The sequence below is a fragment of the Kosakonia pseudosacchari genome (assembly GCF_015167415.1).
Taxonomy (GTDB): Bacteria; Pseudomonadota; Gammaproteobacteria; order Enterobacterales; family Enterobacteriaceae; genus Kosakonia; species Kosakonia pseudosacchari.
The window spans coordinates 1,571,115-1,596,697 of the sequence record NZ_CP063425.1 but is presented as its reverse complement, the minus strand read 5'-3'; the positions used below and the strand labels follow the sequence as shown (position 1 = coordinate 1,596,697).

The window sequence follows — 25,583 nt, the reverse complement described above, 5'->3', positions numbered from 1 at the left end:
ATCCTCTCACTCATTTATGTACAAATGTACACTTCCTTGCTAGTGTTGTCTTATCTTTTCTTTTTTCACCGTGACGTTATGACTGAAAATGCATCGCGAAAAGCCCTGCAACACCGCTTGTGGGCGCTGTTTACCTTCTTTTTTATCCCGGGGCTATTAATGGCGTCGTGGGCCACGCGAACGCCCGCAATCCGCGATATTTTATCGGTTTCCACCGCGGAAATGGGCGTGGTGCTGTTTGGCCTGTCGGTCGGTTCGATGAGCGGCATTCTCTCCTCCGGTTGGCTGGTGAAACGCTTTGGCGCGCGAAAAGTGATCCGCGCCAGCATGTCGTTCAGCGTCATCGGCATGGTGGTACTGAGTCTCGCCTTGTGGCTGGCGTCTGCGCTGTTATTTGCCATCGGCCTTGCGTTGTTCGGCGGCAGCCTGGGGGCGGGCGAAGTGGCCATGAACATCGAAGGTGCGGAAGTCGAGCGTGAGATGGGCAAAACCGTGCTGCCAATGATGCACGGTTTTTACAGCTTCGGCACGCTGGTCGGCGCAGGTATTGGTATGAGCGTTACCGCTATAGGCCTGGCGGCCAACTGGCATATTCTGGCAGCGGCACTGGTGGCGATTGTTCCCATCATGCTGGCAATTTCCGCCATTCCGCCAGGCACCGGCAAAGACTCCGCTGAGGAGAAAGCGCGCGGAAAAGAAGGGCAGCCGTTCTGGCGTGATACCCAACTGTTGCTGATTGGCGTGGTCGTGCTGGCAATGGCATTTGCCGAAGGTTCCGCCAACGACTGGCTGCCGCTATTGATGGTGGACGGGCACGGCTTTAGCCCGACGTCCGGCTCGCTGATCTACGCTGGTTTTACCCTTGGAATGACCGTCGGGCGATTTATCGGTGGCTGGTTTATTGACCGTTACAGCCGCGTCACCGTGGTGCGTGCCAGCGCTTTAATGGGGGCACTGGGCATCGGGCTGATTATCTTTGTTGACAGTGCATGGGTGGCGGGCTTCTCGGTGATTTTGTGGGGGCTTGGTGCGTCACTCGGTTTCCCGCTGACCATTTCCGCCGCCAGCGATACTGGCCCGGACGCGGCAACCCGCGTCAGCGTCGTCGCCACAACCGGCTACCTGGCCTTTCTCGTCGGCCCGCCGTTGCTCGGTTTTCTCGGCGAGCACTATGGCCTGCGTAGCGCCATGCTGGTGGTGATGGGGCTGGTGTTGATTGCCGCGCTGGTTGCCCGCGCGGTTGCCAAACCGGCCCCGGAAACGCAGGCGGAAACCTGCTGATTACGCAGCGGCGCTATTGATGAGCGCCGCCCTATCCTTCCAGCGAATTCCCTACCCGTTTATCACGCAGAAATACCACCATCAAGCCCAGCCACAGCACGCCGTTAGCCAGGTTGAAGAGGCTGAACAGGCCGTTACCGCCGCTCAGCCAGGCGTGTTTACTGATTTCGATACCGACGGTAAAAATAAACATCTGCAACATGCCCATCGCCGCAGAAACAGTGCCTTTACTCATGTCGCTGGCAAAGAGTGTCAGACGCACTAGCCCGGCATTTGCCAGCCCAATACCGAACGCATACAGGCTCAGCCCGGCCGTCATCCATAAATAAGCATGCGAAGAGACAACAGTTGCAACAGCCGCCATCACCAATCCGGCAGCAATTGGCCAGCCGCCCATAATGATCAACGCACGCACGGTGCGGCGGGAGGTGAGTCGCGCCAGCACCAGATTACCGATAATCAGCGCACCGAAAATCGGTACCTGTAACAGGCCGTATTCATAGCTACTCAGCTGCTCGCCGCTGATGATAATAATCGGCGACTGGGCAATCCACGCCAGCAAAGGCAGGCTGACAAAGCCTGTCGCCAGCGCGCCGGCGACAAAACGCAGGTTCTTCATCACTTCGGCATAGTCGCGCCACAAGGCTTTAAAGGAGAGCTTTTCACCGAGTCGCGTGGCGGTCTCCGGCATTGCCCGTTGCAGGCCAAAAAAGGCGAATGCCGCCAGCAACGCGAAAAGGACAAACATTCCCTGCCACGGCGCAGCATGCACCCACGCCGCCCCCACCAGCGGGCCGAGCAGCGGCGCTATCAGCGCCACGTTTGCCATCAGCGCGGTGATTTTTATACACACCGCTTCTTCAAAAGATTCCTGGATCGCCGCGTAACCTACCGCGCCAATAAAGCACAAGCTAATGCCCTGCAAAAATCGCAGTAACGTGAATTGCTCAATGTCCTGTGCCAGCAGTGTTGCCAGGCAAGTGACGATAAACCACACCACGCCGGTTAGCATCACCGGGCGGCGGCCAATGCGATCCGACAGCGGCCCCAGCAGCCACTGCAAAAACATGCCGCCCGCGAGGTAAGCGGTCATTGACGTTGGAACCCACTCAATGCCGGCGTTGTACTGCTCCACCACGGCCAACATGCCGGGCTGGATCATATCGTTGGCGATATAGGTGGAGAATTCGTAAAGCACCAGGCAGAGAGGAAACAGTAGCGCCCGTCGTCCCAGACGTTGGCCAGTTAAAGTATGGTTTTGCATGCAATCTCTTCATCTATGAAAAATCGCGCAGAGTGTAATCAAAGCCGCTTTGCAACGACAGGAAATTCTCCGTCACACAATAAATAAAGCACATTTCAGTTCGTTTAAGGTTCACTTAAGTGCACCGTCGTACGATACGCCTTCCGGGTCTCACTCCAGGAATCGTCTAACTCTCAGATGAGTAAGACAAAACCGCTTTACCGTTAACCATGCCGCTTTTAAGGTGGGCGCTTTCGCGTCAAGTTGGATTGTTGTTTAATCAAAGAGTAACAAGCGTATGTTAGAGAGCCTGAATTACACCCTGTTTTACTGGATTAACGCCACGCCAGACTCTCCGCGCTGGCTGATAGCATTTGCCGATTTTGCCGCCAGCGATTTAATCAGCATTGTGCCATTGCTGGCCGTTGGCCTCTGGTTGTGGGGGCCACGCGAGCAGGTAGACGCGCAGCGTCAGTTGGTAATTAAAGTCACGCTGGCCATGCTGGTCAGTCTCTGTTGTTCGGCGTTACTGGGGCATTTTTTCCCGCACGATCGCCCGTTTGCCGATCGCGTAGGCTATAACTTCCTGCACCACGCGCCGGATAGTTCCTTCCCGAGCGATCACGGCACAGTAATCTTCACCTTTGCGGTCGCTTTCCTTGCCTGGCACCGTTTGTGGTCAGGCGCGCTGTTGATGATCATCGGGCTGACCATCGCCTGGTCACGCGTGTATCTTGGGGTGCACTGGCCGCTGGATATGCTCGGCGCGCTGCTGGTTGGTATCGGCGGCTGTTTGTCCGCACAAATCCTCTGGCAAGGCTTTGGACCGGCGCTCTACCACAGCGTGCAACAATGCTATCGCGCCTGTTTCGCCCTGCTGATTCGCCGCGGCTGGGTACGTGACTAAGCCCTGAGGCAAAGGTAATATGAACGCCCTGCTCAATGCGGGGCTTTCTTTTATTCAGGGGAATTATGGAAACAAGACGCGACGAACGGATAGGCCAGTTGCTGGCGGCGCTCAAGCGCAGCGATAAACTGCACCTGAAAGAGGCGGCGACGCTGCTTGGCGTATCTGAAATGACCATTCGCCGCGATCTCAGCGCCAACAGCGCGCCGGTAGTGCTGCTGGGTGGTTACATCGTACTGGAGCCGCGCTCCGCCAGCCATTATCTGTTAAGCGACCAAAAAAATCGTCTGGTAGAAGAGAAGCGCCACGCGGCAAAACTCGCCGCCGGGCTACTCAAAGCGCATCAGATGGCCTTTTTCGATTGTGGCACCACCACACCATGGATTATCGAGGCGATCCCGGACGATCGGCCCTTCACCGGTGTCTGTTACTCGCTGAACACCTTTCTGGCATTACAGGAAAAACCGCAGTGTCGCGCCATTCTCAGCGGCGGCGAGTTTCACGCCAGCAACGCCATTTTCAAGCCGCTGAATTTCAACGAAACGCTGAACAACCTGCGCCCGGATATCGCCTTTTATTCGGCGGCAGGCGTGCATGCCCAGCAAGGCGCGACCTGTTTTAATCTGGAAGAGTTGCCGGTAAAGCACTGGGCGATGGCCAGCGCGCAATACCACGTTCTGGTGGTGGATCACAGCAAGTTCGGCAAAGTGCGTTCGGCCTGCATGGGGCCATTAAACCGTTTTGATGTGCTGGTCAGCGACTGCCGCCCCGACGAGGCGCTGGAGAGCGAAGCAAAAAAACACGCGATAACGTTGCTCTATTGACCGTGCCCGGAGGGGCACGGTCGCCTGAGTATCAGGAAAACCAGCCGCCAAACCACTGGTGGAATTTCAGCAGCACAAAATCCCACATCCGACCGATAAAACCGGCCTCTTCTACCGCCTCCATCACCACCAGCGGGCGTTGCTCAATGGTTTTACCATTCAACTGAAAATCGATGGTGCCGACCACCTGACCTTTCGTCAGCGGTGCCTGCAGTTCCGGCTGCGTTAAGGTGTAGCTGGCTTTCAGGTTATTTAACTGCCCCTTCGGAATGGTGATAGAGCCGGTATCGCCCGCGCCAAGTTTCGCTTCGCTTTCATCGCCAAACCACACCCGCTGGCTGACAAACGTCGCGCCGGGTTTGATAGGCGTAACCGTGTCGAAGAAACGGAACCCCCAGGTGAGCAATTTTTCTGACTCATTAAAGCGGATGCGGTCTGTTTTCGCACCCAGCACCACCGAAATCAGACGCATATCACCTTGTGTCGCCGAAGCCACCAGGTTGTAACCCGCGCCATCGGTGGTGCCAGTTTTCATGCCATCCACGTTCATGCTGGTGCTCCACAGCAACCGGTTACGGTTCGGCTGGCGGATCTTATTGAAGGTGAACTCTTTTTCTTTATGAATGGCGTACTCATCCGGCACATCACGAATCAGTGCCTTGCCAAGCAACGCCATGTCGCGCGCGGTGCTGAACTGCCCTGGCGCATCAAGGCCGTGCACCGTTTTAAAGGTGGTATTGGTCAGACCGAGTTTTTGCGCGTAGCTGTTCATCAGGCTGACGAATGAGTCCTGGCTGCCCGCCACGAAATCTGCAATGGCGATGCTGGCATCATTGCCGGACTGAATGATCACGCCTTTGTTGAGATCGGCTACGGAAACCTGATCGCCAGGTTTCAGGAACATCAACGAGGAACCGCGCAGCGCCGGATTACCGGTCGCCCAGGCGTCTTTGCCGACGGTCACCGTATCGGTGAGATGAATTTTGCCAGCTTTCAGCGCCTGGCCAACCACATAGCTGGTCATCAATTTCGTGAGACTGGCAGGATCAAGCTTCTCGTCAGCGTTGCCTTCTGCCAGCACTTTGCCGCTGGCGTAATCCATCAGGATCCACGCCCTCGCATCGACCGTGGGCGCACCCGGCGTCTGTTCCACCGCGTACAACGAAGGGGAGAAAAGCATCAACAGCGCAGAGCCCGCAACCAGGCCGCGAAGGGATAAAGAGAAATGCGTCATAGGGGCCACCCGAGTATCCATTCAAAACGTCACAACACCGTGCCGCAACAAACGGTGAGTAATAGCGCACAAACGAAACGAAAAAAACCGTCACAGGGTAAAGTTTTTAAAGTTTACGCAATAACAGCGTGTTGCGCTCCATGTGTGCTGAATATTTATCCGCTGAATAATTCGAGTTGCACCTCTCGCGCGTCGAGCCGTGCTTGCGCTGCACCGAAGAGACGACGCTTGCGAAGGAACCGGTAACAAAACCCGCGCATCTGCAACTTGAAGAATGACGGAGATTGGCACACGATGAATGTCACACCGACACTCATTCACACCACTGAGGTAAAAATGATAACGCTATGGGGCAGAAATAACTCTACTAACGTCAAAAAAGTTCGCTGGCTGCTGGAAGAGCTGGAATTGCCGTACCAGCATATTCTGGCGGGCAGAGAGTTCGGCGTGAACCATGAGCCTGAATATCTGGCGATGAACCCTAATGGTCTGGTGCCGCTGCTGCGTGATGACGAAACCGATGTGGTGCTGTGGGAATCCAACACCATCGTGCGTTACCTGGCGGCACAGTACGGTCAGGGGCGTTTGTGGGTGGAATCCCCTGCTGAACGTGCGCAAGGGGAAAAGTGGATGGACTGGGCGCTGAGCACCCTTTCGCCAAAACATGGCCCACTGTTGCAGGGGCTGGTGCGCACCGCGCCGGAACAGCGCGACAACGCCGCGATTGAAGCCAACAAAAACGCGCTGGATGGGCTGTTCGCGCTGCTCGACGATGTACTGGCTAAACAGGCGTGGCTCTCCGGGGACGCGTTTGGCTGCGGGGATATCGCCGTCGCTCCGTTTATCTATAACCTTTACAACATTCCCGGATTACGCTGGGCACCGCACGCCAACCTGCAACGCTGGTATGCGCAATTGTGCGAACGCCCCGGCTTCAAAAACGCGGTAATGATCCCGGTAACCTGAGTATCTCTTTGACCGGTGGCGTTGACGTTATCGCCTGTTGTTGACGGTGAAATGCGCCCGGCGCCATCCGGTATTCCCCACGCGGCAATCCGCAAGACGTTGCGGCCAGCAGCTAATGCGTTACTCCTCTTCGCCTTCGATATCGGCAAACAGCGAATCGTCTTCTAAGGGAAGCAGACTACTTTCATCCCATTCGATCTCATCTGTTGCGTAGTCAATAAGATCCACTTCGCAGCACTCCTCCAGCAGCGCTTCTGCCTCATCGAGCAGTTCGATTGCATCCTGATAAAAGGCCATCACGTGAGGTGATGCCACTTCGTCATTATTTATCGCCTCGAGTTTCTGGATAGCAAAATCGATATTCTGCAAACTCTCCTGCAAAAGCGTCACCTCTTCACCAAACTCCATACCCGACATCACCGCAGCATGATCGTCACTCAACGCGTCATCCCGATGCGTAAAAGCGTGACCGGCTAAGCCAGATTGTCTGGCGACCGACAGAAATGATTGCGATCGTTTCTTTAAAAAACTGGCCCGTTCTAATGACAGCCCCAACTGCTCAGTGGCGATATTATCCATCATTCGCATCTCGTAAAGTGATATAAGATTTTCATTACAGCTGAATAATTAATTTTTACATGGCTTGCATGCGGTACTGCACCGAAACACGCCGCAGCAATACCGGGACGGTTTCTATATATTGAAAGCAGGTGCTAATGGCGTGACTCATTTCTCTGGGGGAGCTGGAATTTAAATAATCATCCAACGTTATCAACGCACACTCATAGGTAAATAAAAAATCGGTCAATTCTGGTGGATAGGGGCGCAGCGTCAGTTCAACACGAAGTTCATTATACAACGCCATCAATTTTTTCAGCGCAACACAGGCATCGTTCTTTTTATTTTCAAACGCATGTTCATTCAATGCAGGTTTGATAATAGCGAGCAGCGAACGATGTACGTTAGTATATTTTGGGTTAAGAAACATGAGTCACCTCTGACATCATTAAATTTGCCAGCATCTACACCCGGCGTTTTCATTGACGATTAAGCGCGATAAATCAGACACATTCTACATTACAGGCACAGCACGACTGCTGAGAGACAAACACGTTTCAAAAACGAATGTTTGTATCTCAACATATTTTCATAGTCAGCGATCGTGTCGCTGTGATTACAGCTTAATTAAGACAATCAAACCATTACAATGTATTCAGTCTTGCGTTAATTCTGCCGCCAACATCGCTGCCAAAACTATAATATTTCTCCTTCATAATATCGCCTTCACGCACCATCATGAAAACCCGACGGGATAAATTATTATCTTTGATATTAATGTATTTAATACTGTGGTGATCGTTGCCGAGCGTTGAAAGTTTTGGAAAAAAGGAGACATTATCCGAATTCTTTACCATATAGCGGATGGTTTCCAGATCGTTTGAAATACTCCTTGCATGGTTGAGTATCTCTTCGCTGCCAGGTTCAAGATTAAGATGCTCTGGCATCGATTTGGTCATAATCAGTTTATGCTTTTTCAACTCGCTGAGATCGATCACTTCCTGTGTAGACAGCGGGTGACTGTTGTTTACACCCAACACAAATTGCTCTTCATAGAGCTGAGCCTCAAGAAAGTTGTCGTTATCAATAGGCCCAATCAGCAGCCCCAATTGTAATTGCCCTTTTCCTAACATATTCAGCAAATTATCTTCACTGACTTCATGTAGCTTGATCTCATTATCCGGAAATTTTTCTTTGAAGGCGCTGAACAGATCTTCATATATATAGGAACCAAGCGTCGGGGTGACACCAATATTGATAACGCCAACCGGCTGAAAACGCAGCCGCTGCGCCAGTTCATGCAGGTTATGCACCTCACGAAGAATATTTTCAATCAGCGGCAGCAAATGCAAACCGATCGGCGACAGGCTAAACCCTTTGCCTTTACGGTGCAGTAATGGAATGCCTAATTCCTCTTCCAGTTTTTTGATCTGGATGCTCAGGGTGGGTTGAGAAACGTCGCACTCCTCAGCCGCCTTTTGAAAATTCATATGTTTTATCAACGCGACAAAGTATTCCAAATCTTGCGTTCTCATAACGTCAACTCTCCCGTGTGCAGACAAAAAACACAGAAACACCACACAATATAAGCCTTTTATGTTTCAGCCCGGGTAGCAAACGCGACCGGGACTGATGCGTGATTTTCGTGCTAAATTTAATTTAAGTGCCACTTTAGGCACAACTATTCAGTTATTTGTTATATAAACAACGCAATATTCTTTCTAATCAGTCATCGAAAATCTGGCGTAAAACTTTAATTGTTAATTCATATCATCAACCACGCAATAGGATGCGCCGATGCAATAATGTTGGAATTTGCTTTTAGTATCCACATTATGGGCAACATTTAACCTTTCCAGACAAATAACGTTGAGACCACAGCATATTTAAATATCAGCCTAACAGTATCTTTGCGCCAGGAAAAGAAAATTCAACTACTGTGAAGTTACAAAAAATAATCTTCCTCATAAAATAATTCAATAATACTTAATTGTAGTTTAGCAACCCTAAAACAACGTAGTGCGGTTATTCTTATTTATCACTGCCCTATCCGGAATTAGGATCGGATGTACCTATAAGCATTATTAGAATAGAATGCGGCAGCGGCAATTAAAATATATTTACAACCGCTATTAGCTATAAAATCATTGTATTAAAGCGCTTCATTTATAAAAATAAACTATTAGGCATTTAAATTTAAAGTTTTATTCCCTGCGGACGATATCCATTTCGCCTGGCAATATCAGGCAATACGAATAGATTAATTCTATATTTCTGGAGAAATGAAATGGCCGTTATTAACACCAACACCTTATCTTTAATGACCCAAAATAACCTGAGCAAATCTCAGTCTTCTTTAGGCACATCTATTGAGCGTCTGTCATCCGGTCTGCGTATTAATAGCGCAAAAGATGATGCTGCTGGTCAGGCAATTGCTAACCGTTTCACGTCAAATATTAATGGCCTTTCCGTTGCGGTGCGTAACGCGAATGACGGCATTTCACTGGCGCAGACCACCGAAGGCGCACTGAGCGAAGTGAATAATAACCTGCAGCGTATTCGCGACCTGACTGTACAGGCGCAGAATGGATCCAACTCCGCATCTGACGTCGACTCCATCCAGGCGGAAGTTAACCAGCGTATGGAAGAGATCAACCGTATTACCACCCAGACCGATTTTAACGGCCTGAAAGTGTTGAATACCGGCTCGGGCGACAGTCAGTATAATTTCCAGGTTGGCGCGAAAGATGGTGAAACCATCAGCATTACCGTAAGCAGCAGCGACGCGTTCAACCTCTACAACACCACAGGCGCAACGGCCGCAACAACAGGTCAGATCGTCAACGGCAGCGCACGTACAACTGACGCGCATGGCTTTGATGTGCTGCAGGGCGTTGTCAGCTCCGGCGGCACCACGGATGGTAATCCGCTGGCCGATCTGGATAAAGCTATCAAAGCCGTGGATACCGAACGCAGCCTGCTTGGTGCTTCTCAGAACCGTTTTGAATCAACCATTTCCAACCTGAACAATACGACGAACAACCTGTCGGCAGCGCGCAGCCGTATTCAGGATTCTGACTACGCGACAGAAGTGTCTAACATGTCCCGTTCGCAGATCCTGCAACAAGCTGGCAGCTCCGTACTGGCGCAGGCTAACCAGGTTCCACAGACCATGCTGTCCCTGCTGCGTTAAGTGGTGTGAAATCCGCTTACCTCCTTCAGAGCGGATTTCAACGATGTAATTCCTTGACTAACACCCGCTTTGTCATGAGGGCGGGCTTCATTGAGCATAACGAATTTATTTTTCTTTTTTATCCCGCATATGTTGATGGCATGGCGGGATTTTTTTATTTAATGGAATACGCTTTTTATGCGGGGTAAATAGAAAAAAAGTGAATGCAACTGGATTGCATTCACCAAAAGAACAAATAGAGGATATAAATAAGCACAACAACGAGGGTGAAAATAAATAAATTACAGGCCAAGGCTATTCAGCAACGCGTCAATATCTTGCTGGTCTGCCAGCGGGGCAGCCGGATCGGCGCTGGCTTTATTGATTGCCGTGCGCCCTTCTCGCGGTACGTTTTCTAACAGCACGTTCAGGAATTCTTTCTCAATATTTTCCAGCAACGCCATCATGCGCAAAATGATCCGCGCGGTGGTATCCGGGAAATCCTGCGCCATCATAATTTCCCGCAGGTAGGATTTGCTGGCTTCGGTGCACGTCGGCACAGAGCCCAGCCAATCATACGTGGCACGGGCAAGCGCCATCGTCTCTTCGATGCTTGCGGCGTCATCATGCAGCAGCCATTGCGAAAGCAACTGCTTCGCCTGCTGGCTCAGTTGCTCCTGAAGGGGTTGTGTCAGTTCGATATAGTTGAGCGTCTTACCCGATGCCTGCGCGGTAAGATCGACCACATATTGCAACCGGCTGCGCGCATCCGGAATGGAGTTAGCCAGTTCAACAATGGTGATATCGTGGCCCAATTCGCGCAGGCTGCTTCTTAACATGCGGGTGACGTTGCCAATACGGGAAATCAATTCATAAATATCTGTCGACGCCCCCGGAATACCTTGATGATGCATTATTACTTCTCCTTTAACGCATGTTCTAAGATATTCCGTTATCGGCAATAACCACTGACACTTAAATAAAAACCGCCACATAGCCAGACACTATAAAAATAAAAAAGTAGCCATTAATTTATTTAAAAACAATTAACAGAAAACACTTATATAAAAATAAAACATAGCTTTCAGCTGTTAACGGCGGAAAGGAAAAATATTTCTTAATAATACGCAGGATAAAGAAAGGGGAATATCCCCTTTCTGCTTCATGAAGCCGGGCTCACTTTCCACAACGCGCCGTCGGATTCATCGGTCAGCACATAAAGATAACCGTCCGGCCCAACGCGGACATCGCGGATGCGCTGCCCGCGATCGCCAAGAATACGACCATCTTCCGTCACCTTGTCGCCCTGTACGCTCATAACGATGAGATCTTCATCTTTCAGCGCGCCGATGAATAATTTGTTTTTCCACTGCGGGAATACATCCATATTGTAGAAAGCCATGCCGCTGATCGCCGGGGATTTTTTCCAGTAGAAGATCGGCTGTTCGGTGCCGGCGACAATCTCCCCTTTCGCTTCCGGGATCTTCAGCCCGCTATAGTTAATGCCCCAGGTGGCAATCGGCCAGCCGTAATTTTTACCCTTTTGCGGAATGTTGATCTCATCGCCGCCGCGCGGGCCATGCTCGTTGAGCCACAACGCGTTACTCCACGGGTTCATCGCCATTCCCTGCGGGTTGCGAATACCGTAAGACCAGATTTCCGCTCGCGCCCCCGGTTTACCGACAAACGGGTTATCCTCAGGCACCTTGCCTTGATCCGTCAGCCGCACCAGTTTGCCCTGTAATTTATCCAGATCCTGCGCCGTCGAACGTTGATTATTCTCGCCCAGCGCAATCCATAAATAGCCTTTGCCATCAAACACCAGTCGACCACCAAAATGGTTACCGGTGGAGAGTTTCGGCTGCTGGCGGAACACCGTCCGGAAATCGTCGAGGCGTTTAAAATCCTCGCTAAGACGACCATACCCTACCGCCGTTCCGGCTTTACCATCCTGACCCGCTTCGGCGTAGCTCAGCCACACCCGGCGCGACTGGGCAAAATCCGGTGCCAGCGCCACATCCAGCAAGCCCCCCTGTCCCTGTGCCCAGACGCTGGGAACACCAGTAATCGGATCGGAAATTCCCCTATCTTGTTGCCATAAACGCAGTTGCCCGCCGCGCAGGGTAATTAACATGCCGTGATTATCGGGCAGAAAAGCCAGCGCCCAGGGGTGATCGAGTTTGGTTTGCAGCACATCGACTTTCACCGCCGCAGGCGCGGCGGATACCGAGAGGGAGACAAACAGAAAAAGCAGCGGGATCTGGCGCATACGGCGCTCCTTTATGCAGTTTTTTATTCTGATAAAGGGTAGACCGCGCAGCGCGGGCAAAAGCGACTTTTACACTCTCTATACACAACCGCATGCGTATCGCGGTTGTTGCAGTTAAACCGCCGGATAAAATGTGGAGGAGGTATATGCAGAAAGGGGGAGTTTCCTCCCCCCTGGTATCAGGCTTCTTCGAGCGGTGAATGCTCGTTCAGATACTGAATGCAGTAATTAAGCACATTCAGCGAACGTTCCAGCTTGTCGACATTCACCGAAATGTAGGTGGGACAATCCTGTCGCCCGCTCATCAGACAAACAGCAGCTGAGGAGAGCGCTTCCTCGGCCCGGTATATTGCACTACGTGAGTCGCGATCCGGCAGGTCGTTTAACCGTTCGCCTTTATCGCGGATCTCCAGCGCCAGGGCAAAGAAGCGTTCACGCAGACGATCATTTTCGCTGACCGACATATACCCTTTCGCTTTTCGCATCTGGATATAGGCCGCAAGGTCACTTCGGGCAGCAATCAACTTCGTCAGCAGACGACGCGCAAGTTCATCAACGGTCATACATCTTCCCCCCTTGTCAGCCAGTGTAGGATCATAGTATGGTCGCTTTTCGAACAAAAGCATGCGTCTGGTCAATATTTAATTTTGTTTGCCGGACCTTTACATTTCACTTAAGGTGAGCCACGCCAGCCAATTGCCGTGTTTTTTTATGTCGCACGCGCCCTGCAATTCATAAACCCCACAAATGAATCAAACCCCATCCCTGGATGGCGCTTCCCACACCCAGGCGTTTTCGCCGTCTATGGCATCCTGTCTTATTTCATCAGGAGTGTTTGCCGTCCGCTAACATTATGCGCAACCGTTACTGGCTGGAACTCATCTACCGGTGGTCAGAAAGCATTTGCCTGGTGTATTGTTTTTAAACAATTAATCACTCAAATGGATACCTGCAATATGCTTACCATTCTTGGCAAAACGACGTCGATCAATGTGCGAAAAGTACTCTGGACCTGTGAAGAAGCCGGGCTGGATTATATGCAGGAAGATTATGGCAGCGGTTTTGCCTCCACGGAAACGGATGAATTCCGCGCCATGAACCCTAACGCAATGGTGCCAGTGCTGATAGACGACGGTTTTGTACTGTGGGAGTCCAACTCGATTTGCCGTTATCTGGTGCGTAAAGCCGGGCGTGAAGATTTGCTCCCCAGCGAACCGCAAGCCTGTGCCAACGTTGAACACTGGATGGACTGGCAGGCCACCGAATTCAACAACGCCTGGCGCTATGTTTTCCCGGCACTGGCGCGCAAGAACCCGGCGTTTAACGACCCGAAAGCCATCGCAGCAGGCATCAAAGAGTGGAATCACTGCATTGGCATTCTGGAACAGCAGTTGCAGCGCACCGGCGCATTCGCTGCGGGCGACACCTTTACGCTGGCGGATGTGGTGCTGGGGCTGTCGGTCAACCGCTGGAAGATGACACCGTTTGACCACCCGCCCGTTCCCGCTATCGACGCGTGGTTTGAACGATTAAACCAGCGCCCGGCATTTTTGCGCCACGGCAATAATGGCATGGTGTAACGCGATGCTATCCCGGGCGAATGTTACCCGCGATTACACTTCAGCGTATCCCGATCCGATTGCGTTGAGCAAAGGCGAGCATGTACTGATAAGCCACTGCGATTTACAGTGGCGCGGCTGGGTGTGGGTGACGTTGGCGTCTGGGAAAAGTGGTTGGGCGCCGCAGCAACTTTTCGCACCCCTTAGCGCGTATGAAGGCCGTGCGCGTGATGACTACTGCGCGCATGAACTGACCGTGCGTGTGGGAGAAACGCTTACGCTGATTAACGCCCTCAACGGCTGGTATTACGCGCAGAAAGCGGACGGGGAAAAGGGTTGGCTGCCGCAGGAGTGCGTCAGGTTATGGGAAAAATAGTGGGAATCACATGAAGCGAGAACGCTATAACTTACCGGTTGCGGTATTTGTGTTGCTGAGAAAAGCGCAGCGGATTTGCATGCTTAAACGCACCGGAACAGGCTGGATGGACGGTTGCTATAGTTTGCCTGCCGGTGGTCTTGAGCAGCATGAAACGCTGGCGGCCGCCGCCAGAGAAGCCAACGAGGAAACCGGTGTGGTAATCGCACCGGAGGATCTTCACCTGGCGCATACTTTGCACGTCTGGACAGAGAATCGCTCGTGGATGGGGCACTTTTTCTGTTGCACCCGCTGGCAGGGCGAACCGTTTATCGCCGAACCAGAGAAACATGGCGATTTATGCTGGCACGCCATTGACGATTTACCTGAAAACACGATTGGTTATGTCAAACAAGCGATTGAGCAGATTGCCGCCGGGCAATCCTACTCCGAATATGGCTGGTGAAACGCCGCCCTTAGAGACCCATTTTAGCGCGCAGCACTTTCACACCGCGCGCTAAAAGCCAGGCGATAGCCAGCACGATGAGCACCAGCATAATGGAGCTCGGCGGATCCATTCCCCATTCGTAGGTGTCGGTAATCAACTGGTGCCGCCAGAGCAGATCAAACAACCAGCCCGATGACCACGCCCAGAACAGGTTAACCGGCTTGATGACAGCGCTAATAAAAAAGGCGAGTACCACATACAGCAGCCCCGCCAGAATCTTAATGATTGCCGTGCGCATCGTTTTTCCTTCCCGGAGTGGTTAAGCCGGACGTTTTTACCAGCGCGGAGGGCGCATTTCAATGACAACGCGCTATGCCTATGTTTCGCCGCAATGGGGCTTGCGAACTACTTTTCCGTCCGCCTGGCCTGTTTGTAAATGTCCGGGCGGGCAATCGTCCACGTATAATCGGGCCGGTTGACAGGTTCGTAGCCCGCCTGCGCGTACAGCCAGGGCGCGGTGGACGTAAAGAGAACAATCCGGCGCAGTTTTGCAAAAAGCGGGTGCGCATGGCAGCAGGCGATTAACCATTTCCCCAGTTTTTGCCCCTGATACGCTTCCAGCACATATACATCACACAAGTACGCGAAGGTGGCGTAATCGGTGACTAACCGGGCAAAACCTATCTGCTCATCACCATGAAAAAGACCAAAATTAAGGCTATTTTGCACCGAGATCGCTACCGTTTCCCGGTCAATTCCCACAGCCCATGTGGATCGCGTCAGATAACGGTGAATCGCTGCGATATCCTGCTTTTCGGCGTCGGTTGTTACCAGATAATTCTCTTTGTGCCACTCCTGAACGTCGAAATTTGCCATAACCTTGCCCTTATCACATGAGGAAGACGTTCAAATTAGCATGAATTTTGCGCACCGGTGAGCGTGAGAAAAGACGAAAACCAGGGGCTTTTTTGCCGGCTAAGCGAAGCGCATAGTAAGCATTTCCATCGCTCAGGGGTAAACGAATGTTACCCGATGCCGATAACACAACTGCCACCAACCGTTTCATTTACAAGGAAGATGTCATGAAAACCTATGTGTTCTACTCCAGTGACATTGCCGTGAATGTCTATGAGAAAAAAGCCTTGTCGGCAGAAGAAGTGCGGCAGCTTAAAGCTGATGGCTTTCGCAAAATGCCGTTTGAAACCCAGGCGGAAGACGAAGCGCAGGCAATTGATATCATGCTGGCGCATTTCAAAGAGAACCTGGAAGCGCTTGAAGAGTTCACCAAAGACTGGTGTATTCCCGCCACTATTTTCGCCGCCATTTATGCGTTGAGCTAAGCCGCAGAAGGCCGCCTTCGCGGCCTCTTTTACTCTGCTTCAGGGAACGTCTCGCCGGACATGTGCCACAGCGCCGAATGCATCGACGCGGCAAACATCGCGCCGTGCGTCAGGCCAGGATAAAGCCGATAAGTCGCTGGTATTCCTCTGCTGCGCAGGCGTGATACCGTCTGGCTCACCGCATTTAACACGTCCGACGTGGCGTTTTCGTCCCGCGCTTTTCTATCGCCGTCGCCTTCCATAAACCACAGTGATTTCTGGCTGCCCTGCGCTTTGTTGACATGCTCAAGCGCGCTGAGCAGCGCAGCGTTATTACGATCCAGTGAAGGAACGGCTGCGTAGAACGAATGAAAGAAGTCGGACGCTAAAAAGCTCTCCAGCACGAACAATCCGCCGTACGAGTGTCCCCATAGCGCCCGCTTTTGCGGGTCGATAGCGAGATCTTTTTCAGCCTGCGGTGCAATGGTGTGTTCCAGTAACGCACGGAAAACAGCGCTACCACCACCGGCCCTGCCGCGCAAGTTCTGCGGGCCGCTTTGCGTTGCGGGCGTGTAATCATACGCTCTGGCGGTTAAATCAAACGGCAGATCGGTCTGATAGCCAATCGCTACCAGCACGGGCGGATCGCGCTGCGACAGTTTTTGCAACAGGTCATCAGATAACCGGTCCATCACCGCGTTGCCGTCCAGCAAATAGAGCACCGGGTAACCTCTGGCAGGCGGCTTTTTATTCGGGATAGCGGTCCACACATTGTAGTGACGCTTGCCGTCAGCGGAATCAAAGGTATTGATGGCGAAATGGTAAAACGCGGAACCTTTATCGGCGATATTCGGCCCCAGCGGAGTCATGTCCGGGCGGGCATAACTGTTAGCCGCGCAGAGCAGCAGCAAAAAAGCGGCCAGTCGGCGAATCACTGCGGTATCGGTAACACATGAATTAACAAAACCGCCTGTGCAAAACGAGATTAACCGATTGAATGTATAGCCATTTTTAGATGAGCGCGTGAACATTATCCTTCCCTGGCGCAGAAACCAACAGCATGAAGTTAATGCGAATCATTATTGATTGCAACCCAAATGGCTTCACTGTGGCCTCATCTGATCACTGCAACAGGCTTCTTACCCCGAAACAAAAATCATACTTTCGTATGAGAAATGTTTGCGCCGCTGCGCCTGATAATTCAGCAATAACCCTGCATTCTGGATTGTTATCATGCGAGCGATACCTTTACTTCTGCTGCTTATTTTATGTGGCTTAATCAATCAGTTGGGCGCTCGTGAAACCACCATCAGCAACAATGATGGTTTAAATATTGAGCAACTCCAGACGAATGAACTTCTGAAAAAGCATCCGTTTGATAAAGGAATAAAATCAGCGGAACACGAATCAACGCTATTCAAACTGACCATCCGCAACATGCGCCAGGAAGGCATTAACCAATATCCACCGCGTAACGAAGATAATAAAGTCGTAATGGAGAAACTGAATTTACCGGCAGGCAGCATTGCGGAAAATACGCCAGACTGTAATTCAGCCACGGTTAACTATTATCGTACCTATGGCAATAAAGAATCGGCTCAGTCGGTTATTAGCCGCTGTCAAAAAAAGCTGGAAAAGAATAATTTTGAGACGTTATCGTATGCCGCTAAATTTATTCCTTCGGTGGTTTACCTGCGATCTTCACTCGAAGCGTGCACCGGTTTTTTAATCAATAACACCACCGTCGTCACTGCCGCGCATTGTAATGTCGATACAGCCTATTTCAGCAACGGCGAATCGAGAAAAGTCAGCAAACAGAATGGAAGAGTGTGTTTTCAGACCGAGGGAAGTTATTGTGATTATGCTGTTTTAACGGTTGATAAAGTCAATATTTCCTCGCCATCCGTTCTGTGGCAACAAGCCGATGTTAATGACGAATTATGGATCCCGGGCGTGGCTATTACATCCCTTGAAACTATCCCGGACCGTTATTCAGCCTCTACGATGTCGGCAACCGATAACCAACAAAATAAAAGCTGCAAAGTGGTTTTTATCAATGATAACTGCCTTATTCATTTGTGTACGGTGCTTCAGGGATTTTCCGGTGCGCCAATCGTTAATGTAACGAAAAGCAAAAAAGAAAAGAGCGTTGTAATAAGTGGTATGCATATCTCATCGGAACAGACTCTCAGTAAAAAGATGTGCAAATTAGACACCGAAAAATTACTGGCTAATTACGCTGTACCGAAATCAAAACTGCCCTTTTAAGAGGTAACTCCTATGCCTGGCAAAAGAACTCTTGTGTTTATCAGCGTGCTTCTGGCTGGGTGTGCAAGTGAGCATGCAAACACCGTCAGTTATAACCCGCAGACAATAAAAGAGGGCGGAATTGAAGAGATGCGCGCGTTTATTTCGGGAGATCCCTGCCCTGCAGCGTTAGATGAAGACCGGGGTTCTCCTGAGGCCGCCGCGCTATTATTAGCAGTGGCTACGCCGATCCTCAGTGAAACCCTAAAATATGGCTTTTCGCTCATAGCAAAAGTTGGCAGCAATATAGCGAAGCCCTATCCGTTGAATGCGTATATTTATCCGAACAAAACCACACTCATTTCCAACGCGCAATGTTTAACGCTGGTTTATGGTCAGTTTGGCGGCACGGGGAAAAATAACCTGGCAACACCTGGCCTGCCTTACCAATATTACAACACCCCGCTTCTGGCCGGGCAATTAACCAGCGATCTCGGCTTTGCTATGCAAATTAAAATAGAGCGGAGCGAGGAGCGTTTATCGTTTATTCCGTATTCTCTTTTTTACCCCAAACAACTGCGCCCATACGGCATTAATAAACGTCATGGTTTAACCGTGGCGATAGATTTTAGCGGTAATGATGCAACGATCGAGTTTGATAAATTATATGTCGGGCGTTATTACAATCAAAAAGCAGTGATTACGCACGGTAAAACCATTGAGCTGGCAAAAGTAACGCCGTATACCCTGAAAATTACGGTAACGGAGGGGCCAGACAATGAAACGCTCGCCGGGCTGCTACAAGCGGTGCCATCAAGTGATGTCGTGGCGGCGCAGCAGCAGATCCTCAAAACCTATATCGATAAAAAGATCGCCGAAAAAACGGCAAAATAACAACCAGGCTGAGCGGTTAAAATTCAGCCTTACTGGAACATAAAAAGCGCTAAGACCAGCCGCTAATCGCGCAACGGATTCAACGCTGCGCTATTTCCCATTGCGGGTAAATTGCTGCTCCAGCATTGTGCTTCCCCACTGTTCGCCCTGCCACTCTTTGCTCAGGGTGAAACCGAAAGATTCATAAAGGGCGCGCGCGGCGTTCAGCCCGCTGAAGGTCCAGAGCTGCACGGCGGAAAATTGCTGTTCATCGCAAAACTGCATCGCTCTGGCAAGCAGTTGCCGCCCCATTCCGGTGCCACGACATTCATCATCAAGAATGAACCAGCGCAGATGCGCCTCGTTATTACCTAAATCCTCCCCATCAATGGCAACCGAGCCGACGATTTTTCCCTGATGTACCGCAAGCCAGATATTATTACGCGCATTCTCCAGACGCCCGGCAAATTCGGCCAGGCCCGCAGCCACTTTGCTTTCAAAAAAGTAACCAAAACCATAATGTTGCGAATAGTAGCGGGCGTGCATTTCGCTGATGCGACCAATCATTCCCGGCAGGTAACCGGTGACGATTTCTGGCTTTTCACGGACAAGACATGGCGCCCCCTGGCGACAGGCTGCTAGTGCTGTGGCATAGGCCGACAAGCCGCGAGCAACCATCTGCTGTTCAGCAGACGTAAGATGTTGCAGCGCCTCGCGCACACGCAGTGCGGCGAAACGGTTAATACGCGCGACGCTCTCTTTGCCCTGCGCGGTGAGCTGCAACGTTTTATAGCGTGCATCCTCAGCCGAGGGAACGTCCTGCAATTCACCGGCGGCGATTAGCCGGCTCAGCATACGGCTGACGCTTGATTTCTCCAGCCCGAGGATCTGCACCAGTTGCGCTGCTGTCATTGCGCCCTGTTTTTCCACTTCCAGCAGCGTATGGACAGCGGAAGGGGAATAATTCGTCGCCGCAAGCGTGCTGTTCATAAAGCCCAGCTCACGCACCATCCGCCTTGATGCTGCACGTATATCGTCAATCAGTTGGTCAGCGGCCACGTTATTACCTCAGAAGAAAATAGATAGTTGTGCAATACAACCACCTAAACGCCGGGCCGTCAACAAGCTTTTTATTAGGTCGAAATAGGTGTGGCCGGACGCGCGACACTGTACTGCGTGTCACCAGGATGGTTGCCAGAAGGTCAATCCCGATGCCTGGTTTTGCAGGCGCAGGGCAAACATAAAAGAAGCGCCATGAGCAACAAGGGATTGAAGCTAAGAGCCTGAAGAGAATGCTATTCCTGGAAGCGCGCTCGCAAATCCTGGCACTGTTACAAGGGAGTCGTCGATGAGGTTTCACTCCGCTGTACCGCTTTCGCGAAACCTTTCGCGCTAAAAAGCTGAATGTTGCTCTGCAGAATTCCCTGTGCTCCCGATTAATTGCCCTATAAATCCAGGCGAGAGCCCTGTACAATCCCTGCCCTAAGATCCTATAACTGATTACTTTTTGAACTATGAGCAATGTGAACCTGCAGCCGAAAATCGGCTTTGTCTCTCTTGGCTGTCCGAAAAACCTGGTGGATTCCGAACGTATTCTCACCGAGCTGCGCACCGAAGGCTATGACGTGGTGCCAAGCTATGACAACGCCGATATGGTTATCGTCAACACCTGCGGTTTTATCGACAGCGCGGTGCAAGAGTCACTGGAAGCCATCGGCGAAGCGCTGAATGAAAACGGCAAGGTGATTGTGACCGGCTGCCTGGGCGCAAAAGAGGATCAGATCCGCGAAGTCCATCCGAAAGTGCTGGAGATCACCGGGCCGCACAGTTACGAGCAGGTGCTGGAGCATGTACACCACTATGTGCCGAAACCGAAGCACAATCCGTTCCTGAGCCTGGTGCCGGAACAGGGCGTAAAACTGACGCCGCGCCACTACGCTTACCTGAAAATTTCCGAAGGCTGTAACCACCGCTGCACGTTCTGCATTATCCCATCGATGCGTGGCGATCTGGTGAGCCGTCCGATTGGCGACGTGTTAGCCGAAGCCAAACGTCTGGTCGATGCGGGCGTGAAAGAGCTGCTGGTGATCTCGCAGGACACTTCCGCCTACGGCGTGGATGTCAAACACCGCATGGGCTTTCACAACGGCGAGCCGGTGAAAACCAGCATGGTCGGCCTGTGCGAGCAACTGGCGAAGCTCGGTGTCTGGACGCGTCTGCACTACGTTTACCCGTACCCGCACGTGGATGATGTCATTCCGCTGATGGCGGAAGGCAAGATCCTGCCGTATCTGGATATTCCGCTGCAACACGCCAGCCCGCGCATTCTGAAGCTGATGAAGCGCCCTGGCGCGGTCGACAGACAACTGGCGCGCATTAAGCAGTGGCGTGAAATCTGCCCGGAACTGACGCTGCGTTCCACCTTTATCGTCGGTTTCCCTGGCGAAACCGAAGAAGATTTCCAGATGCTGCTCGATTTCCTCAAAGAAGCGCGTCTGGATCGCGTCGGCTGCTTTAAATACAGCCCGGTAGAAGGCGCAACCGCCAACGAACTGGCCGATCAGGTGCCGGAAGAGGTGAAAGAGGAGCGCTGGAACCGCTTTATGCAACTGCAACAGCAGATCTCCGCGGAGCGCTTGCAGGAAAAAATCGGCCGCGAAATTCTGGTGATCATCGATGAAGTCGACGAAGAAGGCGCAATTGGCCGCAGCATGGCAGACGCGCCGGAAATCGACGGCGCGGTGTACCTGAACGGCGAAACCGGTGTTAAACCGGGCGACGTTGTCCGCGTGAAAGTGGAAAACGCCGACGAATACGATCTGTGGGGCTCCCGCGTTTAAATCGTTCTTCCCTCTCCTCATACGGAGAGGGAATCTTCTATCCCTTAACCTTCGGGTCCAGCGCGTCGCGCAGGCCATCACCCAGCAGGTTAAACGCCAGCACCGTCAGAAAAATCGCCAGCGAAGGGAACAGCGCCACATGCGGCGCAATCACCATATCCGCACGCGCTTCGTTAAGCATTGCTCCCCACTCCGGCGTTGGCGGCTGCGCGCCCAGGCCTAAAAATGAGAGGCTGGCGGCTGAAATAATCGACGTGCCAATGCGCATGGTGAAATAGACCACAATCGACGATACCGTGCCCGGCAGAATATGGTGAAACAGGATCACCGCATCGCTGGCCCCGATGCTACGCGCGGATTCGATAAAGGTTTGTTGCTTGAGTACCAGCGTGTTGCCGCGCACCAGACGGGCAAACGCCGGCACGGAGAACACCGCCACGGCGATGATCACGTTCGCCATGCCGCTACCCATCACCGCCACCACCGCAATCGCCAGCAGAATGCCGGGAAACGCGAACAGCACATCACAGATGCGCATAATCAGGCGATCCCACCAGCCTTCGTAGTAACCCGCCAGCAATCCCAGCACCGTACCAATGAGCGCGCCAATCAGCACCGCAAAAAGACCAGCGGCAAGCGAAATCTGCGCGCCGACCAGCACACGGCTTAAAATGTCGCGCCCCAGCGAATCGACGCCGAACCAGTACACCAGCGACGGCCCTTCATTCAGCCGGTCGTAGTCAAAATAGTTTTCCGCATCGAACGGAGCTATCCACGGAGCGGCAATCGCCAGCAGGATCAGCAGCAGCACAAAAATCCCGGCGGCCATCGCCAGTGGCTGGCGGCAAAAACGCCGCCAGAATTCATGCCACGGCGTGCGCACATGCCCCGGTTTGACTACGGGCATGGCGTTTAATACCGCCTGTCGACGCCAGTTTAATAATCGCATCCTTACTTGTACCTGATCGCGGGATTAAGGGCGGCGTAGAGCACATCCACCACCAAGTTGATAAGAATAAACTCCAGCGAGAAGAGCAGCACCTCGGCCTGAATCACCGGGTAGTCGCGCATCTCCACCGAGTCCACCAGCAAACGGCCCAGCCCCGGCCAGTTAAAGACTTTCTCCACCACAATGGAGCCGCCGAGTAAAAAGCCGAATTGTAGCCCCATCATGGTGACCACCGGGATCAGCGCGTTGCGCAGACCATGTTTGAGAATGACCCACCGCTCGCTCACACCTTTGGCGCGCGCGGTGCGCATGTAGTCTTCGTTGAGCACGTCCACGAACGAGGCGCGGGTAAAACGCGCCATCACCGCCGCCACGGCCGCGCCGAGCGTTAACGACGGCAAAATATAGTGTCGCCAGCTATCAGCACCGACGGTCGGCAGCCAGCCGAGTTCCACCGAGAAGATCTGCATCAGCAACATGCCGAGCGCAAAGGCCGGGAATGACATGCCCGTTACCGCCAGCGCCATCCCCAGATGATCCGGCCAGCGGTTACGCCATACGGCGGCGGCAATCCCCGCGCCAAGCCCAAACAGCATCGCCCAGCACATGCTGGTGATGGTCAACAGTAGCGTTGGCATAAAGCGGCTGGCTATCTCTTCCGCCACCGGGCGGCGCGAGGCCATGGAGATGCCAAAATCACCCTGCAGCACATTGCCGATGTAGTGCCAGAACTGCCGCCACAGCGGTTGATCCAGCCCAAGCTGACGGCGCACCAGCTCAATGACCTGCGCATCGGCTTCCGGCCCGGCAATCAACCGCGCCGGATCGCCCGGCAGCAAGTGGACAAACAGAAACACCAGCACCGCCACAATCAGTAGCGTCGGGATCAGGCCCAGCAAGCGTTTAATAATATAATTTTGCATTGTGCGTTCCCTCACGCCTCCTTTTGCTCTGCGAGGTGGAGTGAGTTATTTCACCAAATCCGCGTTATCAAAACTGAACCCGGTATCGGGCATAATGTAGAATCCTGTGAGCTTCTTGTTATGCGCAGAAACCAGTTTTTCTACCACCAGCGGCACCCACGGCGACTCCTGCCAGATGAGATCCTGCGCCTGTTTGTACAGCTGCTCTTTCTCCGCGGCATCCGTGGTTTTTAGCGCGTCGGCCAGGTCTTTATCCACCTGCGAGTTGCTGTAAAACGCGGTGTTGAACTGCGTTGGCGGCCAGTTCCACGAGGCGAACAGCGGCGACAACGCCCAGTCGGCTTCGCCGGTCGAGGCCGACCAGCCGGTATAGAACATGCGCACACCGCTCTGCGCCTGCCCTTTGGCTTCCACTTCCGCTGCGCGCTGCCCGGCGTCCATCGCCGTCACCTGCACTTTGATACCCACCTGCGCCAGTTGCTGCTGGGTAAACTGTAATACTTTCTGCGCGGTGCTGTGGTTATGCGACGACCACAAAGTGGTGCTGAATCCCTGCGGATAACCGGCTTCTTTGAGCAGCTCGCGGGCTTTTGCCGGATCGTACGGCCAGGGTTGATAGGCCTGTGAATAGGCAATGGTTGGCGGCACAACGCCGGTGGCAGGCGTCGCAAAACCGGCGAACGCCACTTTCACCAGCGCCGGGCGGTTGATGGCATAGTTGATTGCCTCACGCACTTTCGGGTTATCGAACGGTTTCTGCGTGACATTCATGCTGATGTAACGCTGCATAATCGACGGGCTGGCGACCAGTTCCAGCTTGCTGTTTCTTTTCAGCACCTCCGCCTGCTCGTAGGGAATGGGGAACGCAAACTGCGCTTCGCCGGTTTGCAGCATTGCCGCGCGGGTGTTGTTATCCACCACCGGCCGCCAGGTAATGGAGTCCAGCTTGGGTAAACCTTGCTGCCAGTACCCGGCGAATCGCTTCACTTTCACGTAATCGGTCTGGTTCCACGCTTCCAGTTCATACGGGCCGGTGCCTACGGGGTGAAAACCGATGTCGTTGCCATACTTTTGCAGCGCCGCCGGAGAAATCATGGCGCTTGCCGGGTGCGCGAGAATATTAATAAAGGCGGAAAAAGGCTGCTTCAGGGTAATTTTTACCGTGTAGGCATCTACCACGTCGGTTCTGGCGATATTTTTATACAGGTTATAACGTTTGAGGCTATTGCGCGGATTACTGGCCCGGTCGAGGTTCGCTTTTACCGCTGCGGCGTCAAAGTCCGTCCCATCCTGGAACTTTACGCCGTGACGCAAGTTGATGGTATAGACCATGCCGTCAGCAGAAATGCTGTAGCTCTCGGCCAGCACATATTCCAGCTGCATATCTTTATCAAGGCCAAAGAGCCCCTGATAGAACGATTTCGCTATCGCCTGCGACAGTGTGTCGTTGGCATCATACGGGTCGAGGGTAGTGAAATTGGATCCCACCGCGACAACCACATCTTTCGCCGCAAAGGCAGGGATGGCGGTCAGCGCGAACATCACGCCGGCGAGTCCCCGCCAGTGCCGTGAAATGAATTGTGTCATGTTGCTCTCCTGAAGAACCCTGCCAGTGC

At 52.5% G+C, this 25,583-nt stretch carries 27 protein-coding genes; 12 read left to right on the top strand and 15 right to left on the bottom strand.

Going from position 1 to position 25,583, the window contains the following annotated elements:
- Positions 1–24: 24 nt before the first annotated feature.
- Positions 25–1,281: an MFS transporter gene (locus tag IP581_RS07420; protein WP_193822161.1), complete on the top strand. Its 1,257-nt coding sequence runs from the start codon at positions 25–27 to the stop codon at positions 1,279–1,281.
- Between the two features lie 31 nt (positions 1,282–1,312).
- On the opposite strand, the gene IP581_RS07415 is transcribed toward IP581_RS07420, so the two are convergent.
- On the bottom strand, positions 1,313–2,545 hold the full coding sequence (locus IP581_RS07415; protein ID WP_086871812.1) for an MFS transporter: 1,233 nt from the start codon (positions 2,543–2,545) through the stop codon (positions 1,313–1,315).
- 277 nt (positions 2,546–2,822) lie between these two features.
- On the opposite strand from IP581_RS07415, the gene ybjG reads away from it, so the two are divergent.
- Complete coding sequence (gene ybjG / locus IP581_RS07410) at positions 2,823–3,431, top strand: undecaprenyl-diphosphate phosphatase (protein WP_193822160.1); 609 nt, start codon at positions 2,823–2,825, stop codon at positions 3,429–3,431.
- 65 nt (positions 3,432–3,496) lie between these two features.
- A complete protein-coding gene (gene deoR, locus IP581_RS07405) occupies positions 3,497–4,255 on the top strand; it encodes a DNA-binding transcriptional repressor DeoR (RefSeq protein ID WP_086871808.1) in 759 nt (252 codons plus the stop codon).
- A 31-nt stretch (positions 4,256–4,286) separates the two neighbouring features.
- Here deoR and dacC read toward each other — a convergent pair whose 3' ends face one another.
- The gene (dacC, locus tag IP581_RS07400) at positions 4,287–5,489 is read right to left on the bottom strand and encodes a serine-type D-Ala-D-Ala carboxypeptidase (RefSeq protein WP_193822159.1); all 1,203 of its coding nucleotides are present in this window, start codon (positions 5,487–5,489) and stop codon (positions 4,287–4,289) included.
- A 336-nt stretch (positions 5,490–5,825) separates the two neighbouring features.
- Between dacC and IP581_RS07395 the strand changes: the two genes are divergently transcribed.
- Positions 5,826–6,455: a glutathione S-transferase family protein gene (locus tag IP581_RS07395; protein WP_086872139.1), complete on the top strand. Its 630-nt coding sequence runs from the start codon at positions 5,826–5,828 to the stop codon at positions 6,453–6,455.
- 120 nt (positions 6,456–6,575) lie between these two features.
- On the opposite strand, the gene IP581_RS07390 is transcribed toward IP581_RS07395, so the two are convergent.
- The 3 genes from IP581_RS07390 to IP581_RS07380 form a co-directional block, all read right to left on the bottom strand.
- Positions 6,576–7,037, bottom strand: coding sequence for a hypothetical protein (locus IP581_RS07390; RefSeq protein WP_228007821.1), 462 nt, complete (start codon positions 7,035–7,037; stop codon positions 6,576–6,578).
- Positions 7,038–7,089: 52 nt separating this feature from the next.
- A complete protein-coding gene (locus IP581_RS07385; protein ID WP_193822158.1) occupies positions 7,090–7,443 on the bottom strand; it encodes a hypothetical protein in 354 nt (117 codons plus the stop codon).
- Positions 7,444–7,657: 214 nt separating this feature from the next.
- Positions 7,658–8,575, bottom strand: coding sequence for a LysR substrate-binding domain-containing protein (locus IP581_RS07380; RefSeq protein WP_228007820.1), 918 nt, complete (start codon positions 8,573–8,575; stop codon positions 7,658–7,660).
- 725 nt (positions 8,576–9,300) lie between these two features.
- On the opposite strand from IP581_RS07380, the gene IP581_RS07375 reads away from it, so the two are divergent.
- Positions 9,301–10,206, top strand: coding sequence for a flagellin N-terminal helical domain-containing protein (locus IP581_RS07375; protein ID WP_086871796.1), 906 nt, complete (start codon positions 9,301–9,303; stop codon positions 10,204–10,206).
- 281 nt (positions 10,207–10,487) lie between these two features.
- On the opposite strand, the gene IP581_RS07370 is transcribed toward IP581_RS07375, so the two are convergent.
- The 3 genes from IP581_RS07370 to IP581_RS07360 all read right to left on the bottom strand — a co-directional run bounded on the left by IP581_RS07370 (position 10,488) and on the right by IP581_RS07360 (position 13,017).
- The gene (locus IP581_RS07370; protein ID WP_193822157.1) at positions 10,488–11,099 is read right to left on the bottom strand and encodes a protein phosphatase CheZ; all 612 of its coding nucleotides are present in this window, start codon (positions 11,097–11,099) and stop codon (positions 10,488–10,490) included.
- Positions 11,100–11,347: 248 nt separating this feature from the next.
- The gene (locus IP581_RS07365) at positions 11,348–12,454 is read right to left on the bottom strand and encodes a PQQ-dependent sugar dehydrogenase (protein ID WP_193822156.1); all 1,107 of its coding nucleotides are present in this window, start codon (positions 12,452–12,454) and stop codon (positions 11,348–11,350) included.
- A gap of 179 nt (positions 12,455–12,633) precedes the next feature.
- Complete coding sequence (locus tag IP581_RS07360; RefSeq protein ID WP_097402185.1) at positions 12,634–13,017, bottom strand: biofilm formation regulator BssR; 384 nt, start codon at positions 13,015–13,017, stop codon at positions 12,634–12,636.
- A 393-nt stretch (positions 13,018–13,410) separates the two neighbouring features.
- On the opposite strand from IP581_RS07360, the gene IP581_RS07355 reads away from it, so the two are divergent.
- The 3 genes from IP581_RS07355 to IP581_RS07345 are packed head-to-tail and all read left to right on the top strand — an operon-like array spanning position 13,411 to position 14,834.
- A complete protein-coding gene (locus tag IP581_RS07355) occupies positions 13,411–14,034 on the top strand; it encodes a glutathione S-transferase family protein (RefSeq protein WP_193822155.1) in 624 nt (207 codons plus the stop codon).
- 4 nt (positions 14,035–14,038) lie between these two features.
- Positions 14,039–14,389: an SH3 domain-containing protein gene (locus IP581_RS07350; protein ID WP_193822154.1), complete on the top strand. Its 351-nt coding sequence runs from the start codon at positions 14,039–14,041 to the stop codon at positions 14,387–14,389.
- A gap of 10 nt (positions 14,390–14,399) precedes the next feature.
- Complete coding sequence (locus tag IP581_RS07345) at positions 14,400–14,834, top strand: NUDIX hydrolase (RefSeq protein ID WP_193822153.1); 435 nt, start codon at positions 14,400–14,402, stop codon at positions 14,832–14,834.
- Positions 14,835–14,844: 10 nt separating this feature from the next.
- Here IP581_RS07345 and IP581_RS07340 read toward each other — a convergent pair whose 3' ends face one another.
- Positions 14,845–15,114: a hypothetical protein gene (locus tag IP581_RS07340; protein WP_193822152.1), complete on the bottom strand. Its 270-nt coding sequence runs from the start codon at positions 15,112–15,114 to the stop codon at positions 14,845–14,847.
- A 107-nt stretch (positions 15,115–15,221) separates the two neighbouring features.
- On the bottom strand, positions 15,222–15,692 hold the full coding sequence (locus IP581_RS07335; RefSeq protein WP_193822151.1) for a GNAT family N-acetyltransferase: 471 nt from the start codon (positions 15,690–15,692) through the stop codon (positions 15,222–15,224).
- Positions 15,693–15,898: 206 nt separating this feature from the next.
- Between IP581_RS07335 and IP581_RS07330 the strand changes: the two genes are divergently transcribed.
- Complete coding sequence (locus tag IP581_RS07330) at positions 15,899–16,156, top strand: hypothetical protein (RefSeq protein ID WP_193822150.1); 258 nt, start codon at positions 15,899–15,901, stop codon at positions 16,154–16,156.
- A 29-nt stretch (positions 16,157–16,185) separates the two neighbouring features.
- Here the strand turns inward: IP581_RS07330 and IP581_RS07325 are convergent, their stop codons facing one another.
- Positions 16,186–17,166, bottom strand: coding sequence for an alpha/beta hydrolase (locus IP581_RS07325; RefSeq protein ID WP_193822149.1), 981 nt, complete (start codon positions 17,164–17,166; stop codon positions 16,186–16,188).
- Between the two features lie 202 nt (positions 17,167–17,368).
- Here IP581_RS07325 and IP581_RS07320 point away from each other — a divergent pair, with 202 nt between their 5' ends.
- Both IP581_RS07320 and IP581_RS07315 read left to right on the top strand, forming a co-directional pair.
- The gene (locus IP581_RS07320) at positions 17,369–18,403 is read left to right on the top strand and encodes a trypsin-like serine peptidase (protein ID WP_193822148.1); all 1,035 of its coding nucleotides are present in this window, start codon (positions 17,369–17,371) and stop codon (positions 18,401–18,403) included.
- A 33-nt stretch (positions 18,404–18,436) separates the two neighbouring features.
- Complete coding sequence (locus IP581_RS07315) at positions 18,437–19,276, top strand: hypothetical protein (protein ID WP_193822147.1); 840 nt, start codon at positions 18,437–18,439, stop codon at positions 19,274–19,276.
- A gap of 90 nt (positions 19,277–19,366) precedes the next feature.
- On the opposite strand, the gene IP581_RS07310 is transcribed toward IP581_RS07315, so the two are convergent.
- Positions 19,367–20,314: a bifunctional helix-turn-helix transcriptional regulator/GNAT family N-acetyltransferase gene (locus tag IP581_RS07310; RefSeq protein ID WP_193822146.1), complete on the bottom strand. Its 948-nt coding sequence runs from the start codon at positions 20,312–20,314 to the stop codon at positions 19,367–19,369.
- 455 nt (positions 20,315–20,769) lie between these two features.
- Between IP581_RS07310 and rimO the strand changes: the two genes are divergently transcribed.
- Positions 20,770–22,095 carry a 30S ribosomal protein S12 methylthiotransferase RimO gene (rimO, locus tag IP581_RS07305; RefSeq protein ID WP_086871776.1) on the top strand — a complete coding sequence of 442 codons (1,326 nt, stop codon included), beginning with the start codon at positions 20,770–20,772 and terminating at the stop codon, positions 22,093–22,095.
- Positions 22,096–22,132: 37 nt separating this feature from the next.
- On the opposite strand, the gene gsiD is transcribed toward rimO, so the two are convergent.
- Genes gsiD through gsiB form a run of 3 tightly spaced genes read right to left on the bottom strand, consistent with a single transcriptional unit; the run spans position 22,133 to position 25,554 of the window.
- Entirely contained in the window at positions 22,133–23,044 is a 912-nt protein-coding gene (gsiD, locus tag IP581_RS07300) for a glutathione ABC transporter permease GsiD (RefSeq protein ID WP_193822145.1), read from the bottom strand.
- A gap of 2 nt (positions 23,045–23,046) precedes the next feature.
- Positions 23,047–23,967: a glutathione ABC transporter permease GsiC gene (gsiC, locus tag IP581_RS07295; protein WP_086871772.1), complete on the bottom strand. Its 921-nt coding sequence runs from the start codon at positions 23,965–23,967 to the stop codon at positions 23,047–23,049.
- Positions 23,968–24,012: 45 nt separating this feature from the next.
- Positions 24,013–25,554, bottom strand: coding sequence for a glutathione ABC transporter substrate-binding protein GsiB (gsiB, locus tag IP581_RS07290; RefSeq protein WP_086871770.1), 1,542 nt, complete (start codon positions 25,552–25,554; stop codon positions 24,013–24,015).
- Positions 25,555–25,583: the final 29 nt, after the last annotated feature.

What these genes read in the sequence shown, in the direction of transcription:
- IP581_RS07420 (WP_193822161.1), top strand. Translation starts at nt 25, where the DNA reads ATGTACACTTCCTTGCTAGTGTTGTCTTATCTTTTCTTTTTTCACCGT.
- IP581_RS07415 (WP_086871812.1), bottom strand. Translation starts at nt 2,545, where the DNA reads ATGCAAAACCATACTTTAACTGGCCAACGTCTGGGACGACGGGCGCTA.
- ybjG (WP_193822160.1), top strand. Translation starts at nt 2,823, where the DNA reads ATGTTAGAGAGCCTGAATTACACCCTGTTTTACTGGATTAACGCCACG.
- deoR (WP_086871808.1), top strand. Translation starts at nt 3,497, where the DNA reads ATGGAAACAAGACGCGACGAACGGATAGGCCAGTTGCTGGCGGCGCTC.
- dacC (WP_193822159.1), bottom strand. Translation starts at nt 5,489, where the DNA reads ATGACGCATTTCTCTTTATCCCTTCGCGGCCTGGTTGCGGGCTCTGCG.
- IP581_RS07395 (WP_086872139.1), top strand. Translation starts at nt 5,826, where the DNA reads ATGATAACGCTATGGGGCAGAAATAACTCTACTAACGTCAAAAAAGTT.
- IP581_RS07390 (WP_228007821.1), bottom strand. Translation starts at nt 7,037, where the DNA reads ATGATGGATAATATCGCCACTGAGCAGTTGGGGCTGTCATTAGAACGG.
- IP581_RS07385 (WP_193822158.1), bottom strand. Translation starts at nt 7,443, where the DNA reads ATGTTTCTTAACCCAAAATATACTAACGTACATCGTTCGCTGCTCGCT.
- IP581_RS07375 (WP_086871796.1), top strand. Translation starts at nt 9,301, where the DNA reads ATGGCCGTTATTAACACCAACACCTTATCTTTAATGACCCAAAATAAC.
- IP581_RS07370 (WP_193822157.1), bottom strand. Translation starts at nt 11,099, where the DNA reads ATGCATCATCAAGGTATTCCGGGGGCGTCGACAGATATTTATGAATTG.
- IP581_RS07365 (WP_193822156.1), bottom strand. Translation starts at nt 12,454, where the DNA reads ATGCGCCAGATCCCGCTGCTTTTTCTGTTTGTCTCCCTCTCGGTATCC.
- IP581_RS07360 (WP_097402185.1), bottom strand. Translation starts at nt 13,017, where the DNA reads ATGACCGTTGATGAACTTGCGCGTCGTCTGCTGACGAAGTTGATTGCT.
- IP581_RS07355 (WP_193822155.1), top strand. Translation starts at nt 13,411, where the DNA reads ATGCTTACCATTCTTGGCAAAACGACGTCGATCAATGTGCGAAAAGTA.
- IP581_RS07350 (WP_193822154.1), top strand. Translation starts at nt 14,039, where the DNA reads ATGCTATCCCGGGCGAATGTTACCCGCGATTACACTTCAGCGTATCCC.
- IP581_RS07345 (WP_193822153.1), top strand. Translation starts at nt 14,400, where the DNA reads ATGAAGCGAGAACGCTATAACTTACCGGTTGCGGTATTTGTGTTGCTG.
- IP581_RS07340 (WP_193822152.1), bottom strand. Translation starts at nt 15,114, where the DNA reads ATGCGCACGGCAATCATTAAGATTCTGGCGGGGCTGCTGTATGTGGTA.
- IP581_RS07335 (WP_193822151.1), bottom strand. Translation starts at nt 15,692, where the DNA reads ATGGCAAATTTCGACGTTCAGGAGTGGCACAAAGAGAATTATCTGGTA.
- IP581_RS07330 (WP_193822150.1), top strand. Translation starts at nt 15,899, where the DNA reads ATGAAAACCTATGTGTTCTACTCCAGTGACATTGCCGTGAATGTCTAT.
- IP581_RS07325 (WP_193822149.1), bottom strand. Translation starts at nt 17,166, where the DNA reads ATGTTCACGCGCTCATCTAAAAATGGCTATACATTCAATCGGTTAATC.
- IP581_RS07320 (WP_193822148.1), top strand. Translation starts at nt 17,369, where the DNA reads ATGCGAGCGATACCTTTACTTCTGCTGCTTATTTTATGTGGCTTAATC.
- rimO (WP_086871776.1), top strand. Translation starts at nt 20,770, where the DNA reads ATGAGCAATGTGAACCTGCAGCCGAAAATCGGCTTTGTCTCTCTTGGC.
- gsiD (WP_193822145.1), bottom strand. Translation starts at nt 23,044, where the DNA reads ATGCGATTATTAAACTGGCGTCGACAGGCGGTATTAAACGCCATGCCC.
- gsiC (WP_086871772.1), bottom strand. Translation starts at nt 23,967, where the DNA reads ATGCAAAATTATATTATTAAACGCTTGCTGGGCCTGATCCCGACGCTA.
- gsiB (WP_086871770.1), bottom strand. Translation starts at nt 25,554, where the DNA reads ATGACACAATTCATTTCACGGCACTGGCGGGGACTCGCCGGCGTGATG.